The 16,660-nt window shown below is 50.6% G+C and carries 15 protein-coding genes; 9 read left to right on the top strand and 6 right to left on the bottom strand.

Annotated features, from left to right (window positions below):
* Nucleotides 1–228 precede the first annotated feature (228 nt).
* The 6 genes from aceF (at nt 229) to rng (ending at nt 5,667) form a co-directional block, all read left to right on the top strand.
* The gene (aceF, locus tag F822_RS06480; RefSeq protein WP_025041274.1) at nt 229–1,602 is read left to right on the top strand and encodes a dihydrolipoyllysine-residue acetyltransferase; all 1,374 of its coding nucleotides are present in this window, start codon (nt 229–231) and stop codon (nt 1,600–1,602) included.
* Between the two features lie 239 nt (nt 1,603–1,841).
* Nucleotides 1,842–2,516: a nicotinate-nucleotide adenylyltransferase gene (nadD, locus tag F822_RS06475; protein WP_025041273.1), complete on the top strand. Its 675-nt coding sequence runs from the start codon at nt 1,842–1,844 to the stop codon at nt 2,514–2,516.
* A complete protein-coding gene (rsfS, locus tag F822_RS06470) occupies nt 2,513–2,995 on the top strand; it encodes a ribosome silencing factor (RefSeq protein ID WP_025041272.1) in 483 nt (160 codons plus the stop codon). The genes nadD and rsfS overlap by 4 nt, the downstream gene beginning before the upstream one ends.
* A gap of 12 nt (nt 2,996–3,007) precedes the next feature.
* Nucleotides 3,008–3,478: a 23S rRNA (pseudouridine(1915)-N(3))-methyltransferase RlmH gene (gene rlmH / locus F822_RS06465; RefSeq protein ID WP_025041271.1), complete on the top strand. Its 471-nt coding sequence runs from the start codon at nt 3,008–3,010 to the stop codon at nt 3,476–3,478.
* Nucleotides 3,479–3,539: 61 nt separating this feature from the next.
* Nucleotides 3,540–4,184, top strand: coding sequence for a Maf family protein (locus F822_RS06460; RefSeq protein WP_231623588.1), 645 nt, complete (start codon nt 3,540–3,542; stop codon nt 4,182–4,184).
* 31 nt (nt 4,185–4,215) lie between these two features.
* Nucleotides 4,216–5,667 carry a ribonuclease G gene (gene rng, locus F822_RS06455; RefSeq protein WP_025041269.1) on the top strand — a complete coding sequence of 484 codons (1,452 nt, stop codon included), beginning with the start codon at nt 4,216–4,218 and terminating at the stop codon, nt 5,665–5,667.
* A 50-nt stretch (nt 5,668–5,717) separates the two neighbouring features.
* On the opposite strand, the gene F822_RS06450 is transcribed toward rng, so the two are convergent.
* Entirely contained in the window at nt 5,718–6,932 is a 1,215-nt protein-coding gene (locus tag F822_RS06450; RefSeq protein WP_025041268.1) for an ammonium transporter, read from the bottom strand.
* A gap of 225 nt (nt 6,933–7,157) precedes the next feature.
* Nucleotides 7,158–7,898, bottom strand: a complete 741-nt coding sequence (locus F822_RS06445; RefSeq protein WP_025041267.1) for a PEP-CTERM/exosortase system-associated acyltransferase — start codon at nt 7,896–7,898, stop codon at nt 7,158–7,160.
* A 308-nt stretch (nt 7,899–8,206) separates the two neighbouring features.
* Between F822_RS06445 and F822_RS06440 the strand changes: the two genes are divergently transcribed.
* Nucleotides 8,207–9,082: a ThiF family adenylyltransferase gene (locus F822_RS06440; protein ID WP_036576084.1), complete on the top strand. Its 876-nt coding sequence runs from the start codon at nt 8,207–8,209 to the stop codon at nt 9,080–9,082.
* Nucleotides 9,083–9,268: 186 nt separating this feature from the next.
* On the opposite strand, the gene F822_RS06435 is transcribed toward F822_RS06440, so the two are convergent.
* Both F822_RS06435 and F822_RS06430 read right to left on the bottom strand, forming a co-directional pair.
* Complete coding sequence (locus tag F822_RS06435; protein WP_025041265.1) at nt 9,269–10,270, bottom strand: fatty acid desaturase; 1,002 nt, start codon at nt 10,268–10,270, stop codon at nt 9,269–9,271.
* A gap of 281 nt (nt 10,271–10,551) precedes the next feature.
* The gene (locus F822_RS06430) at nt 10,552–11,265 is read right to left on the bottom strand and encodes an outer membrane lipoprotein-sorting protein (RefSeq protein ID WP_231623597.1); all 714 of its coding nucleotides are present in this window, start codon (nt 11,263–11,265) and stop codon (nt 10,552–10,554) included.
* Between the two features lie 105 nt (nt 11,266–11,370).
* On the opposite strand from F822_RS06430, the gene F822_RS06425 reads away from it, so the two are divergent.
* Complete coding sequence (locus tag F822_RS06425; protein WP_025041263.1) at nt 11,371–12,156, top strand: ABC transporter ATP-binding protein; 786 nt, start codon at nt 11,371–11,373, stop codon at nt 12,154–12,156.
* A 220-nt stretch (nt 12,157–12,376) separates the two neighbouring features.
* Nucleotides 12,377–13,795, top strand: coding sequence for a DUF1302 family protein (locus tag F822_RS06420; protein ID WP_231623587.1), 1,419 nt, complete (start codon nt 12,377–12,379; stop codon nt 13,793–13,795).
* A gap of 42 nt (nt 13,796–13,837) precedes the next feature.
* Here the strand turns inward: F822_RS06420 and F822_RS06415 are convergent, their stop codons facing one another.
* Both F822_RS06415 and F822_RS06410 read right to left on the bottom strand, forming a co-directional pair.
* Nucleotides 13,838–15,049 (bottom strand): ABC transporter permease, encoded by a 1,212-nt coding sequence (locus F822_RS06415; RefSeq protein WP_025041261.1) that lies wholly within the window; start codon nt 15,047–15,049, stop codon nt 13,838–13,840.
* A gap of 14 nt (nt 15,050–15,063) precedes the next feature.
* Nucleotides 15,064–16,221 carry an ABC transporter permease gene (locus F822_RS06410; protein WP_082204686.1) on the bottom strand — a complete coding sequence of 386 codons (1,158 nt, stop codon included), beginning with the start codon at nt 16,219–16,221 and terminating at the stop codon, nt 15,064–15,066.
* Nucleotides 16,222–16,660 lie beyond the last annotated feature (439 nt).

Below are 16,660 nucleotides of genomic sequence, written 5' to 3'. Positions count from 1 at the left end.
GAGACCCGGAAAATGACAAGCGCAAAATGCGCAAGTTGCATTCGAAGCGCAGGCATGAACCGATTCGCGCTTCAGTAATATTTTTTCCACTACATCGGTAAGAAACAGGACGGCGAGGGTGACGGGATGGGAGGTGCGGATATGCCGGACGCCAGAGCCGCAGATGAAGCCGTGCAGTTACCATTTCATTGAAAATATCGCACGTAAAACACGAATTAAGGAAGAGGCGTGGCAGAGACCAAACAGGTATTAATCCCCGACATTGGCGATTTTAAAGATGTCCCCGTGATAGAGGTTCTGGTGAAACCCGGTGATTCTGTCGAGGCGGAAGACCCCTTGATTGCGTTGGAGTCGGATAAGGCAACGATAGAAGTGCCTTCACCATTTGCAGGCATAGTCAAGGATGTATCTGTAAAGGTGGGTGATAAGGTTTCTGAAGGTACGCTCGTTTTGGTAATGGAAGTCTCCGAAACGGATAGTGCGCCACCTGATTCCTCATCTGCCTCAGGCACAGAACCAGCAGCGGCTTCAGTCTCAGTTTCTCAGTCGTCTGCCCAGCCTTCGCCCTCGGAGGCGCCTGCCGAGTCTCAGAGTGTGCCCGACTCTGGAACCCAGCCACCAGAGCCAGCTTTGACACGCCAGCCGGCTCGTTCATCGGTAAATCTTGCCTCCGAAACAGACGAAGCCAACTTTGCAAATGCTCATGCCAGCCCATCGGTCAGGCGATTTGCGCGGGAACTTGGCGTGAATCTCGGTCGGGTAAAGGGCAACGGCCGTAAGCAGCGCATCCTCAAGGAGGATATTCAAGCCTACGTCAAGGCTGAATTATCGAAGCCGCATGGCGGCGCCGGCGCGACACTTGATCTGCTGCCGTGGCCGGAGGTCGATTTCGCAAGATTCGGCCCGGTGGAGTTGAAACCGTTGTCGCGTATTCAAAGAATATCAGGAGCCAACCTGCACCGTAACTGGGTAATGATCCCGCATGTTACGCAGTTCGAAGGGGCTGATATTACGGAACTGGAGGCCTTACGCAAGAAATCCAACGCGGAGATAAAAGAAGAGGGTGTGAAAATAACGGTATTGGCCTTTTTAATGCGGGCATCCGCAGCAGCGCTGAAAAAATTTCCCGAGTTCAATGCATCGCTTGTCAGTGACGGTGGCGAGATGAGCCTGGTCATGAAGAAGTATTGCCACATCGGGTTTGCAGCAGATACACCCAATGGATTGGTGGTGCCGGTGATCCGGGATGTGGACCGAAAAGGCGTGGTTGCCATTGCTAAAGAGATGGCTGATCTGGCGGCGCTTGCACGCAGCGGAAAGCTGAAACCCACCGACATGCAGGGAGCAAGTTTTACTATCAGCAGCCTGGGAGGCATCGGCGGCACCGCATTCACGCCTATTATAAACGCACCCGAGGTTGCCATCCTGGGCGTATCCCGCGCCAGTATGCAGCCGGTTTATCGGGATGGACAGTTTGTTCCCCGTTTTATACTGCCGTTGTCGCTATCCTATGACCACCGCGTGATCGATGGAGCAACCGCCGCGCGCTTCACTTCTTTCCTGGCCGAGGCCTTGGCCGACCTGCGGCGATTATTGCTCTAACCCGGATGTTTCATAAATTGACGCGCGCCCTTGCTGGTCTTTTGTTTCGTATGAAAATTTCGTTCAGTCGGGCGTATGAATAACTACACCACTCTTTCACAAAATCTCCCTACAAAACAAAATCCTGCGCAATCATCACGCGAATTTATGAAACTTCCGGGCTAAAAAACTGCCATGATGAGGACAAAAATATCCTAAACAACTTTTCTCCGCTTCCATGTGTCTGATTTTATCGGCCCATGCATAGTTCCGGGCATTCGCTCATCGGTATTTTCGGCGGAACCTTTGACCCTATCCATTATGGTCATTTGCGGATAGCTGAAGAGATTGCCGAAATGATCGACGTGCGAAAAATGCATTTTATTCCTGCTGGATGTCCTCGCTTGCGCCGCTCTCCCGAGGCATCGCTGCAGCATCGGGCTGCCATGGTCGGTTTGGCAATCCAGAGCAATGCCAGGTTTATTCTGGATGAGCGTGAAATCCGGCGTCCCGGGGTAAGCTATACCGTGGAGTCGTTGCGCGAGCTCAAACAGGAATTGGGGAAGGATGTCGCGCTATGTTTTGTTACCGGAGCAGACGCGTTCATGAATCTTGCCGCCTGGCACAATTGGCGTGAACTGTTCGGGTTATGCCACTTTATTATTGCCGCCCGCCCGGGTCATATGCTTACGGTGAATCCCGATATCCTGCCGCAGGAATTAAACGCAGAGTGCGCGCGGCGCTGGGTATCAAGCGTGGATAGCCTCAAGCACGCAACCAGCGGCATGATTTTTATCGCTCAGACGACTTTGCTGGATATTTCAGCAACGGTCATTCGCGCACGAGTCGCCGCAGGGAAAAGCATTCGTTATTTGATGCCCGACGCCGCGCTCGACTATATTGCAGCAAATCACTTATATTCGGAAAAAGGATGACGCTCACTAAACTGGTGAAAACGATTGTTGCTGCCCTGGAAGAAATTAAGGCACGAGATGTTGAAGTGCTGGATGTGACAAAAATAACAGCATTATTTGATCGTATGATTATTGCCAGCGGGGACTCTACCCGGCAAACGAAAGCGATTGCGAATAATGTGGCGGAGAGCGTCAAGGCAGCCGGAGGTACGGTCTATGGCATGGAAGGCGAACAGAACGGCGAATGGATATTGGTCGACTTAGGCGATGTGTTGGTGCATGTCATGCAGGTGGCTGTGCGCGCGCACTACAACCTGGAAGAATTGTGGGCAGAAGGAATAAAAGTAAACAAGGCTTCCGCAAGGTTGGCCAGGAGCAAGGCTACTGCCGAGCCGCCCGCCGTCAAACGCCGCGCCGCCCCAGCTAAAGCTAAGGCGGTTTCCCCAGTTGAAAAAAATAAAGCCGCCAAGACAAAGCTGGATTCCTCTGACGAGGCCTGAACCTCTACCGTAATGAAGTTCATTATTTGTGCGGTGGGTCATAAAATGCCGCAATGGGTCGCGACGGGGTTCGAAGAATACGCCAAACGGATGCCGCATGAGGCTGCTGTTGAACTGCTTGAAGTCAAGCCGGAAAAACGTGTCGGCGGCAAAAAGGTGGAGCAGTTGCTGGCAGCGGAGGCCATCCGCATCCGGGCGTTGCTGCCGGCCAAGCATTATATCGTCGCATTGGATGAGTGCGGCAGGCAGCAGACCACCATCAAGCTGGCCGATTCTATTAACCGGTGGATGGCGGCTGGGGGAGATATCGTTTTTCTCATTGGTGGCGCGGATGGGTTGGACGCCAGCATCAAAAATTCGGCTGACGAAGTTCTGGCATTGTCCGCGCTGACGCTGCCGCATGGCCTGGCGCGGGTACTGCTGGTGGAACAGTTGTATCGTGCCATGTCGCTTATCAAAGGACATCCCTATCATCGAGCATAGAAAGGCCATGCTCGGGTAAGATCAGGCATTTCCTGGAGGAGGGTAATCCGGCTTATTCCGAATGTCTCTCAGCGCTCCCTACATGACTCTATCAGAAAATCGCATTTATCTTGCTTCCCGCAGTCCACGGCGGCGGGAATTATTGAAGCAGATCGGCGTGAATTTCGGAACCCTGTTGCTGCGTGAGGCCGCGCCGCGGGGAGCGGATATGGCTGAGGTCGTGCTGTCAGGCGAGGCGCCGGCTGATTACACCAGGCGCATCGCCGTAGCAAAGGCTGAAATGGGACGGGCCCGGCTTTTAGAGCGGAGGCTGACGGAGCTTCCCGTGCTGGCGGCGGACACGGCAGTGGTGCTGGGGGAGCGTATTTTCGGTAAACCAGAAAACGTCGCTGATGCAAAAGAGATGCTGCGCGCACTCTCCGGCCAGACTCATCAGGTATTGACCGCAGTAGCGGTAGCTGCACAAAATGGGATACAAGTCAGTATGTCCCGCTCTGTCGTGCGATTCCGCGATATCAGCGAGCACGAAATCCAATGCTATCTCTCTGTGGGCGAGGCGCTCGATAAAGCGGGGGGTTACGCAATTCAAGGGATGGCCGCAGTTTTTATCGCGGAAATTTCCGGCAGCTACAGTGGTGTAATGGGATTGCCGCTATTCGAGACAGCGCAACTGTTACAAGAATCCGGTGTTGAAATATTTCCATGAACTTGAAAAAAAAACGACAGAAAAATCTTTCATGAACAGCGAAATTCTTGTCAACGTTACCCCGCAGGAAACTCGTGTGGCCGTAGTCGAGCATGGGGCGGTGCAAGAACTGCACATAGAGCGCACCAGCAGCCGTGGAATCGTTGGCAACATCTACAATGGCCGCGTTACTAGAGTCCTGCCGGGAATGCAGTCGGCCTTCGTGGATATCGGCTTGGATCGTGCCGCCTTTCTCCATCTCGCAGACATTTGGAGATTGCGCCAGAGCGAGGACGCCGGCAAGCCCATCGAAAAATTGCTGCACGAAGGCAAGAATATTCTCGTCCAGGTAATCAAGGATTCCATTGGTGCCAAGGGGGCGCGGCTGTCTACGCAGGTCAGTATTGCGGGGCGAATGCTGGTTTATCTGCCCCAGGTATCCCATATCGGCATTTCTCAACGGATCGAGGATGAAACCGAGCGAAAGTCGTTGCGCGAAAAATTGAAACACCTGCTGTCCCCGGATGAAAAAGGGGGCTTCATTATCCGCACGATGGCGGAAGCCGCCAGCGACCAGGATTTGCAAACGGATATCGAATATCTGAATAAATTGTGGCACGACATCAAGGAAAAGTCCGCCACTGCTCAGCCCGGGTTGTTGTACCAGGACCTGAACCTCAGCTACCGCGTATTACGCGATTTCGTCAACGACCATACGGCGCGTATTTTGGTGGATTCGCGCGAAACCTCACAAAAAATGATGGCGTTTGCCCAGGTCTACATGACAAATGTTGTGGGACGAATAGATCACTATGCCGGGGTGCGGCCGCTATTCGATCTTTACGGGGTGGAAGATGAAATCGAGAAATCCCTGGCACGACGCGTAAACCTGAAATCCGGTGGATATCTGATTATCGATCAGACGGAGGCGCTCACAACCATAGATGTCAATACGGGAGGCTTCATCGGTATACGCAGCTTTGACGATACCATTTTTAAAACTAACCTCGAAGCAGCCCAGGTCATAGCGCGCCAGTTGCGCCTGCGCAACCTGGGCGGAATTATTATTATTGACTTTATAGACATGGAAAATGTGGAACACAAAAATGCGGTCCTGGCGGAATTCAAGAGATCGCTGATGAAAGACCGGACGCATATGACTGTGAATGGTTTCACGGCGCTTGGGCTTGTGGAAATGACGCGCAAGCGCACAAGGGAAAGTCTTGCTCACATATTATGCGAGACATGTCCCACTTGCCAGGGCCGCAGCAAGGTGAGAACCGCTCAGACGATATGCTACGAAATCCTGCGTGAATTGTTGCGCGAAGCCCGTCAATTCGACGCGCACGAATTCCGTATTCTCGCTTCGCAAGAAGTCATCGATCTATTTCTTGATGAAGAATCGCAAAGTCTTGCACAACTGGCTGATTTCATTGCTAAAACGGTCAGCCTGCAGGTGGAAGCGGCCTATACGCAGGAACAGTATGACCTCATCCTGATGTAGCAGCCTGCTATACGCTACACCAGAAATTTGGCAATTATCCGGCTTGCTCCTCAGGTTCGTGTCTCGACTTCGAGTTCTATATTCTCGATATCCGGCGTTTCACAGTGAGCGAATTCCTCACTATCCTCATAGGCCAGTCGCGTAGTGCCTGTGGCTTTGATCGCCGCACCGGCGATGAGTCCGGTCACGAAGGCGAACACGACACTGAAGATAATGCCGATGAACTGAGCAGCCGCGATACCGGGCATCACCACGATGGCAGTCAATGCACCCAACAATCCAGGCATTCCGTGAAGATTATGGACGCCGCAGGTGTCGATGATTTTGAAGTGTGCTTCCAGCCTGGGCTGGATAAACACATAACCGATGACGCTGACAGCGCCGGCCAGCAGGCCGATTGCGAAAGCGCCTGTCGGTGAGACAATATTGCATGTCGATCCTATGGCTACTCCTCCAGCCAGGGCCGCATTTGCCATGTCGACCATTGACGTTTTTCCCTTGTGAAAATACGTGCTCAGGAAATAGGTGCTGAGGGTGGCGCCGCATAACGCAAGTACCGTGTTGACGACGGTTTGCGGCATCTCTTCAAAAGGAACAATGGCTGTGGCGAAGCTTGGCCAGAAAATCCACAATACCATGGAGCCGAGCATGGCAAAGCGATCAGAGGTGGCGTCTGATTCAATCGGTTGACTGCGTTGTCGCGCGGTGGTCAATGCGAGGGATAATCCCAAGCCAAAATAAGCACCAAAGGCATGGATGATGACTGATCCGGCAGTATCCTGATAACCTTTAGTCAAACCCATCCCATTGTCCAGTACCAGCCATTCGTTCATCAGATACGCCGGAATGAGGAAAAGTGCCAGTAATGCATATTGAAAAACCCGTAGACGTCCCAGTACGGCTCCCATGGCAATGAGCGCGGCAGCCACGGCGAATTCGGCAAACAGGAGCGCCTTGATTGTGTTCGGAGCAATTTCATGCGCAAAAATACCATTTGCGCGCAGGAGCATGTAAAGGGGAAGGCCGACGGCTACCACAAGATAAGTGCCGGTCGTGGCGCCAAACCCGTATCTCCTGACGAATACCATCAGAAAACCGAAACCCACCAGCAACATCGCCAGGATGTGAATAACATAATTATACTGAGCCACTTGCCGAGCCTCATTGAGCTCGAAACCAGCGCCGCTCTCGCTCGCCCAAGCGCTGAAACACAGCAGAAACAGATTAGCTACACCACACAGCGTCAAGCAGAGTTTTTTTTTCATTTTGACTCTCCCCATATTTCGCAATAATCGGTCTACCCACGCAAAGTGTGAACCTCAATAGCCTCGAATACAATAGGGATATTTTGAATAAAATGGAGTCGTTGAAATATGGAAATTGCCGCAACGCAGAACATGCGCGGGATCAATAATTGGCGGCACAGGTGACACACGCCGGATGACAATGAGAGAGAGCCTCTCCGGCCCAAGAAGGCCCTTGGAGTTCTGTTACTGTGACATGTTTCTCTTGATATCCGCCGCTATAGTTTGATAAAGCGGGCGAAAGAAAGTACGCATATTGACGATGATGTCGTTGACATTCATGACGGCGGGCACACGTGGACCTCGATGTTCTACCGGCTTACCCACGACATGAAGTTTGACGCCCAGTTTGCTGAAATGTGTGACCTGCCGCTGCTCCGCCAGGACGAACAGCGTAGTGATTCCGTTGATGCGCGCGAGTTCTGTGGTGCCGAGATATAACCCAACGGGGATAAATGGAAAACGTGGTTGCTTCGACGTGCCAAAGTCGTCATTCGAGATGCTGATTGCCCGGTTTGCTTCATCTTTGCGCCTGCGATAACTGCTTATAACCGCAAGGCGAGACACTTCGGCCATACTGTGACGCTGTAGCTGGATAGGATCCATGATAGATCGATCAAGCATACCTGAACAGGTCACTTCGAAAGGCAAAGGGTGCTGCGGATTTTCAAGACGGGGACGGACAATACGGGTACAACCCACGAACTCGTTTGTCTTTATACTGCGCATCAGCAGATGCAGCGAATAGGAGTCATGTTCATCGACTTCCCGTTTATCCGCTTGAATCGGCTCATATTTCAGATCTTCACAATAAACCTTATGTCGTAATCGATACACTTCATCCTTCAGTTTGCTCGAGTATGCCGGTACAATTTCAAAATACTGTTTGAAAACATTGCCCAGATTGAAAATTTCTGGCAAAAACATAAGAGCTCCTGCAGGATTTTCAGGTAGTTATTAAAGCATTCCCAGAAGGACGGCTTTAAATGAAACATCTATCGAGTTTACTACTAAAACAATCCGTGCGAAAACCTTGAAAATCAACCGATACGATTAATCTCATCTAACTCCGGTACTTCTTATATTACGGCTATTAAGATGATTTCTGAAGCAGGATCTCTATATTAGGTTGATCCTTATTTTTTTAAACAGTTGGGTCGCAATCTGTATCTTTCACGATAGGCCACTCCAAAGATTTGAGATAGTAGTGAGTCCGTTAGAAAGGAGACAACCTCATTTTTGATTACGACGCCGCTTTTAACCGAAATATCGGCTGGGTCACAGAAGCTGAGCAATTACTTCTTCGCCAAAAGCGGGTAGCTATCGCCGGAATGGGAGGTGTGGGTGGCGGGCACTTGCTTACATTGGCAAGGCTGGGGATCGGAACGTTCCATGTTGCCGATTTTGACACTTTTGAAATCGCCAACTTCAACCGGCAAGCAGGTGCGGTGATGTCGTCGCTTGAGCAGCCTAAAGTGCACGTGCTGGCGCAGATGGCACGCGACATCAACCCTGAATTAAACATCGTGCAATTTCCGGAAGGTATAACCTCGTCAAACGTAAATGATTTTCTGAAGGATATCGATATTTATGTAGACGGCCTGGACTTCTTCGCCATGGACGCACGCCGGGCGGTTTTTGCGGCCTGCTTCGATTTGGGTATCCCCGCAGTTACTGCGGCCCCACTTGGCATGGGAGCAGCAGTGCTTGTGTTTTTGCCGGGTGGAATATCTTTCGAACAGTATTTTTGCCTGGAGGGTTGTGACGAAGAAGAGATGGCAGTTCGCTTTCTGCTCGGTCTCTCACCTGCCATGTTACAGCGCGGTTACCTTGCCGACCCGTCTCGAGTAGATTTCAAGAATCGGAAAAGCCCCTCTACTATCGCGGCCTGTCAGATCTGCGCCGGGTGTGCGGCTACTGACGTACTGAAGATTCTACTCGACCGTGGCGGGACCGTTTCCGCTCCACGGGGCTATCACTTCGATGCGTACCGCAATCGATACGTGACAACTTGGCGACCGGGAGGCAATAAAAATATTCTACAGCGTATTGGCCTGTGGATAGCTCGTCGGCATCTCGCACGCATAAAGGCCGGAAAAAGCCCTGCCTGAGTGCAGAATCTCAGTCGATATCTGATGTTTAAGCGAAACGATTATTCGAACGTTTGATCTAAAACATGGAATATTTGTAAAAAAGTAACGATCCCGACTCTGATTCCGCTCAAACTGAATTTCCTGGCAGCTCAGCTCTTACGGTCTTGTCATAGGAAGAAAACATTATGTGAATAACATTTCAAGCTATGCACCGCGGGTGCCGCGACTGGATGATCCAGCTAAAGTTACAGGTTTCTGTTGGGAAGATTGCAGGTATTTCAGGTAGGCCCAGTATCCGTAAAATACATTTGATTCATTTACCAGCTTCTCGCGCTTGAAGATATCATGTATTCTGGGTAAATTGAGCCATGCCACCCCTGGGTAAAAATGGTGATATGCGTGGAATGTAAAATTGAGGTTGGGCAATAAAAGCTTTTCCCACCATTTTTGAATAATTAGTGGCGAGGACTCGATGACACTTGCTCCGGGCATATTGTAAACGTGCTCGCTAATCGCACCCAAGCGGACGATAAGGGGAAAAACCGTGAGTAACGGTACCACCCAGTACATCACAAAAATATTCCACGTTCCCGTATAGGTCAACAATCCCGCTATTACCAAATAAAAGAGGTATCGTAACCATAGGGGAGAAGGATGTGGTCGTTGAAAAAGCTTCGTGCTTTCGTGACGCTTTCCTCTCAGGAGCTTAATAAAGCTCAAGCCCACGATATCGCTTAAAATAAGTTTGGCAAGATGCAGAGAAGACATCGGAAAGGCCCAATCTACCCCGGCCTTCCGCAAGTGATCGGGATCTTTGTTGGTGAAATAAAATTTGTGATGCGACAGATGGACTTTAGCGTAGTTTTTTATCGTAACGCCCAACAACGGATACGCCACTATCAGATCTGCGATGGCGTCTCCATACCGTCCGCGTAAACCTAGAAAATGTACCTGTTCATGGACGAGCAGGCCAAAAATATTAAACCGGGTCGCTATTATTATTATGGCTATAAGATTTATTAATGCGCTATCCATGTAATTGGCGAAAGCAATCATTACAACGATTACCATCCATGCGCGGAACGCCTGTCCTAAGAATGCCAATGGGTGAGCGCCGTTTAGATTAAGTATCTCTAGCCGTGCCTTATCAGATAGGTTACTTTTGTCGCCCAGCAAGGCGTTCGGGAGACGTTCTGGCTGATTCATAAAGACTGACTCCTAACTAAACTAAACCTCTCGATAAGCGGGAGGCGATGACGTGATCTCGGATTTTTGCGCCAAGAGTAATGAATTTACTACTTTCACAGTCGCCCTTGATGTGAAAACAGAATGGATAAGAAGCCGCTTTTTCCAGTATCGCCTCAGGTTGTCGTGAGTTATGCTTAAAAATTGTATATGACATTCGATGAAAAGACAGCGCTCCTGATGGCCGATCAAGATCCAATCTTTTAAGCTGCGGTACAAAAAATTTGGCTATAACTTGGTTGTCATTGATCGAGTTTTTTTAGATAATCCTTGGTAAAAGTCTTGTCGGGCAGGTCGCGCAGTTTCATTCCCGAGTATTCGAGCACGGACTCTTCACCCTGCCGTAGCGCATCTTCCATTACCAGGCGCGTAGGCCGGAGTTTTCCAAGACTCATCTCAAAATTCTCGTAGCGGCTGGTTTTGAGCATGCGATTGGATAGCGAGTAGAATTCCGCGCGATGGGGCCAGAAGTTTGATTGCCGTACCCAGTACAAGACTTTATGATACGTGACGCTTCGATCAACTCCGATGAGTTCCAGTACCCAGTACTTCTCGCCGCCGATGTTGTCGGTGCGCAGAATCGTGGGAATATAGTCACCGGTAAAATTCGCGCGAGCCAGATCGCCATTGGCGACCTGGCCTGTAAGGCGTTGCGACAAGGATAGGCGCACGGGTTGCGAAACGCTGGGCATGAATATCCAGAGATCGCGCCCTTTCATCAATAAGATCTGGCCGCGCTCGGAAGCGGGTTCCGTAGTCATAACCACACTGTTTTCATTGCCTTTGGATAAAACCCGGAACTTATGCATGTCTGCTGGTTGGTCGGGTGCCGTGGTCACAACGGAGACGTCCACCTGGAAGCTTTCGCGCGGAAAGCGTATCTGGTCCGACTGTTCCAATATATCACGGGCTAGCCTCGCGTCATCGGATTGGACGGGAGCAATGGCTCCAAACATGCAAATTATCGTAACCACGCATTGAAGAAATTTTTGCATTCTAGTTTCCATAGACCCTGCTGCGGTTGTTATTCACTCCTGAGATTAAGCCCTTAGTATTTTCCCATGAGCATCGTACGACTTGAGCACGTTTATAAGGAATATACACTCGGTGAGCAGCAGGTGCAGGCGCTCAAAGACATCTCGCTGAGTATTGAAGATGGCGCCTTTGCCGCCATCGCCGGCCCATCCGGCAGCGGCAAATCCACGTTGCTTAATCTGATCGGGTGCATCGATACCCCATCGAGTGGAAAAGTTTTTATAAACGATCAAGATGTCAGCGGGCGAACGCCGGACGAGCTTTCTGATCTACGAGCTCGAACTATAGGTTTTATTTTCCAGACGTTCAACCTGTTTCCGGTGCTTTCCGCTGAAGAAAACGTGGAATACCCCCTGTTGCAATTCAAAGACCTAAGATCAGCGGAGCGCCGCACCCGGATCTCGAAATACCTTGCCATCGTAGGTCTGTCTGCATTTGCCCACCATCGCCCTAACCAGTTGAGCGGGGGGCAACGCCAGCGGGTTGCAATTGCGCGCGCATTAGCGACGCAACCGAAGATCATACTGGCTGACGAACCGACCGCAAATCTGGATCACAAAACGGGTGAAGGTATCTTGCAATTGATGAAAGAAATCAATTGCAATTTCAAGACCACCTTTATTTTCTCTACCCATGATTTGCGAGTCATGGAGATGGCGGATCGATTGATACATATCGATGATGGGCAGATCACGAGGCCTGATTTCAACAAACGGAAAAAACCGGATGTAGTGATTGAGAGACGTTGTGCAAATAATAGCCTATCCGCTCGGGGTGCCGATCAAAGCGAGAAGGATGGAACGCAGACGTAAATTCAAATGTTTGGTTCTAGCGGCGGTATTAATGGTTGTTCTTTCGCCATTGCGTAGCTTTGCTGATGCCGCACCAGCTCAGCTCCCAATCCCCACGATACCAGAATCAACGGATCCGCTGACCGATAAGGCCGAGGGGGACCCTTTGTTTTTGTCCTTGTCATTGTCTATGTCTTCGCGTTCTGTCCACCAACCAGCTGCAGGGATGGAAAAAAATGTCATGATCAAAAATGATGTTCAATTTTTTGAGGCTGAAGATGAACCCTTATACTTACCGATGTCTCTATCCATATCCACATCATTAATCCGATTTGCCGAGCAAAGTGACGAGGATGTCGCTGTTTCCGAAAAATCGAGCGATGAAATTGAAGTCAATTCCCGAGAATCATTATTTGGCGAGGCTGTGGCGCCAACCCCTCCCCCCGAGACCGTCTGGAGCACGCTCATTACCGGCTGGAAGGGGTTTTCGCAGCTCGAAATCGCAGATAACTATAGTAGCCCCCAGCATTTTTCCAAGGCAAAGCTGAGAACCGAGTTATCGCGCACCGGGCGATTCAACGAAAACATAAAATGGAAGATAAGTGGTCGATTTGACTATGATGCCGCCTACGACTTATCGGATTTCTATCCGTCTGCAGTGCGGCACGACCAACGTTATCAATTCTTCGTGCGCGAAAACTATCTTGATGTTTCAGCGGGCGATTTTGATTTTCGCGTCGGCCGACAACACGTAATATGGGGTGAGATGGTGGGCCTGTTTTTCGCGGATGTGGTGTCCGCCAGAGATATGCGTGAATTCCTTCTGCCTACGTTCGATATCATGCGCATCCCGCAATGGGCGGTGCGCGCTGAATACTCGAAGAATGACACGCATGCTGAGGTGCTGTGGATCCCGGCGCCCACTATCGATGAAAGCGGTAAGCCGGGCGCCGATTTCTATCCTGGCCCGCTGCGGGGCATGGCCTCTTTCGTCGGTGAAGACCGTTCGGGACGAAACATCGGCAACTCGAATTATGGGTTCCGCTTATCCCAGCTTATACGTGGTTGGGATATCTCCGCATTCTATTATCACAGCCTTGATGTCGCTCCGACGTTTTATCGTGTCAGCGCACTGACCGAGCCGCTGGTTTTTCAGCCGCGACATGACGAAATCGATCAGGTTGGCGCAACCGTTACGAAGGATTTCGGCACAGTAGTGTTTAAGGGTGAAATGGTTTATACGGATGGGCGCAAATTCAATGTGATGACACCTGCCGCAATAAATGGCCTGGCCAAACAGAATACCCTCGATTACGCGCTCGGCCTGGATTTCAATTTGCCTGCTGAAACCCGTTTGAATCTACAGTTTTATCAGCGTGTTTTCTTTTCGTATAATCCGACGGGTTTTACCGACAGGGTGGAGAACGGGGCCAGCATTCTACTTAATGGAAAGCTCTGGCGCAATGTGGAAGCGCAAGCCTTACTGATACATAGCTTGAATCGTAACGACTGGATGTTCCGGCCACGGTTAACCTGGAATTTCGAGAGAAATTGGCGCGCGGCGGTGGGGGCGGATATTTTTGGAGGGCAATCCACCGGATTCTTTGGCCGTTTTGAACACAATGATCGTGCCTATACGGAGTTGCGTTATTCATTCTGAGGCCTCGCAGAATCAATGATGCGTTTTTGTGATATCTGAAAATCAGAAATTCTGTCTCAGAGCTTCAACGATCGGCGTGCGGGAAACGCGCCGTGCCGGAAGGATGGCAGCCAGAATTGTGGCTCCGATGCCAACGGCACAGGATACCAGTAATACTTGCAGAATAATCTGAATATGGGCCGTATACCCGAGATTGGCGTTCGGCGGTGGCGGCATCGGAATACCAATTGCAGAGATAATAAGCGCCAGCACTATACCGAGTACAAGCCCGACAGCGCTGCCGATTACGCCGAGCAATATGCTTTCGATCATGATCAGCCGAAATATATGACGCCTCCGGTTGCCCAGCGCCATCATGGTACCGAACTCTCCGGTCCGGTCGAAGATGCTCATGTTTACGCTGTTGGCAACGCTCAATAAAACCATGACGAGAATTATCAGTTGCAGAACACCGAACTGACCCTTGTACATTTCTACTGTTTTCTCGTAGAAATCGTTCAGTTCAATCCAGGTTTTGATCTCCAGGCCGGATTGGTCGAGTTGCGCCGCTAGCATGGTCTTTACAAGATCGGTATCCTCTGTTTTATGCACCATTATGACGAATGCGTTCACGCTTTGCGTTCCGAGCAATTCCTGGGCCGCGATGAGAGGGATTTTTATCGCCCGCGCGTCATAATCATTCGAGAAGCTCTGGAATACGCCGACTACTTCCAGATCGATGCTGTTCAATGCGCCCTCGAGCGCATTTGCAAGTAATGTGACATGGTCACCGGGCTTCAATTTCAGCCCCTGAGCCACACCATATCCGAGCATGATTCCGAAAGCATCCTTATCGTTCAATTGGCGCCCAGAGGTAATCGAGACGGAACTCCCAAGTACTGCTTCTGGTCCCGCCTCTACGCCTTCAGCGATGACCGGCAGGTCGCTACGGCCATTGCTGAGCAACCCGGAAAAGTACAACCGGGCCATTACATCGACAACGCCTGTGTTGGTGGCGATCTGTTGCCTGACTGTGTCGGGTTCTTCTATCAGGTATTTTTCCGGTGTGCGCGATCCTGCAGCAAAAAAGCCCTTTTTGTATACCTGCAGATGCCCCGACTGTGAATGGATAAGGGCTTCGGATAGCTGCACGAAAACATCGTTTATCCAGCCACCTGCAACGATCAATCCGGCCACGCCGCATATGATCGCAGCCAAAGTCATGGCAGTGTGTAATTTCTGCCTGAGGATATTACGTAACGCCAATCTGAACATGATAATTTGGCCAGCTACCGGTTATGTCGCAAAGCATCGACAATCTGCATTTGCGACGCCCGCAAGGCTGGGTAGATACTTGCAATCAGTGTGGCGCCGATGGCAAGCGCCAGCGAATCCCGTATGGTCTCCCACGTTACCAGGATCTGTCCTGTGTACCCATGCGTCATGCCGGGTGGCGGCGGCATGGGAATTCCGATACTGGAGATTATGTACGCGAACAAAAGGCCCAGCAGCACACCGAATATGCCGCCTATGCAGCCGATAAGCACTCCTTCACTCACGAACAGGCGCATGACGCCTGCGCGTTTTACGCCGAGCGCCAGCGACGTGCCGATTTCGCCGATCCGCTCCATTACGCTCATAGTCATCGTGTTGGTAATGCTGAGAATGATGATAACGGCAATGATCAATCTGATCCCATGGATTTGCTTGGTGAACAGTGTCACCGTCTTATTGTAGAAGTCTGCCAACGCATACCATGGAACGATCTCCAGGTCCTTTTGCAGCCTGGAGCGTAAGCTTGCAAGCATGCTATCGGTTTGTGCAGTGTCATTCAGCATTACCGCCCAAACATGGGATCCCTCCGTGCGAAGCAAGCGTCGAGCTGTTTCGATGGGTATGCGTAGAGCGGCATCATCATAAGATTTCGTCACGGTGGAGAAGAGGCCGCGAATGGTCACCTCCACCGCGTTTGTTCCTCTTGACGCTGTGGTAGCCAGTAAAACAACCTTATCGCCAACATCGACGCCGAGATTGTGCGCAAGCCCTTCTCCGATGATGATACCCAATGGATCGCCGGCAGAAAGGTTTTTGCCAGCCGAGATTCGCAGGCCATCACCAAAATCCCGCTGTCGCCTGGGATCATCACCGTCACCAATGAATGAGATGGTGGCTTCATCATGGCTGATGAGGCCGCTGAAGGAGATCCGGGGAACAATTGACTTGATTTGATGTGGTTCGCCTGGCGTTTCCAGTTCAGGTACGGCGTCGGGAAGCAGAAAGGCGAAGGGGTTCGCTTTCCCCGAATCGTGATAGCCTGGGCGCACGATCTGCAGATGACCTGATTGCGATTTGATTGTGGATTCCCGAAAATCAAAAAAAATCCATTCAATAAAACCATTCGCCAGGATGAGCGCCATGATGCCAAACGTAACAGCGCCTACCGCCATGGTACTGCGGCGTCTTTGGCGTACAACATTACGAAATGCCAGTTTAAAGTCAAGCCAGAATACATTCACTGTGGCAGCTTCATTTTCATCAGTAACAAATCAGTAACAATCTCATATTTATTGTCCATTTCGCAATGTGCCCTTGCTGGAGGTTGGGCAAACAGCGGGTGAGCGACGCTTCGCAATGATTATCATGACACTATTCGCGTGGCTGCACAAATAGGTCTGTAGTAGCCGCACGAGTTTACATATTGTTTTTTATGGTAAAATTTAAAATCCCGAGAGTTACTGGAAGCTAGGAGCGAGTGAGGCAGCTTCGCCTGATCGCACTTCTGACCTGCATAAATCTATTTGGTTTCGATTGAATAACTCATCCTTGCTATTGAGTGCACATTAAATTGCAGCGAATATCCAATAAATTACGTTAGTGACTGATTTG

The organism is Nitrosospira briensis C-128 (genome assembly GCF_000619905.2).
Classification (GTDB): domain Bacteria; phylum Pseudomonadota; class Gammaproteobacteria; order Burkholderiales; family Nitrosomonadaceae; genus Nitrosospira; species Nitrosospira briensis.
Note: the sequence above shows the minus strand (reverse complement) of the source record. Positions and strands in the feature narration are given on the sequence as shown.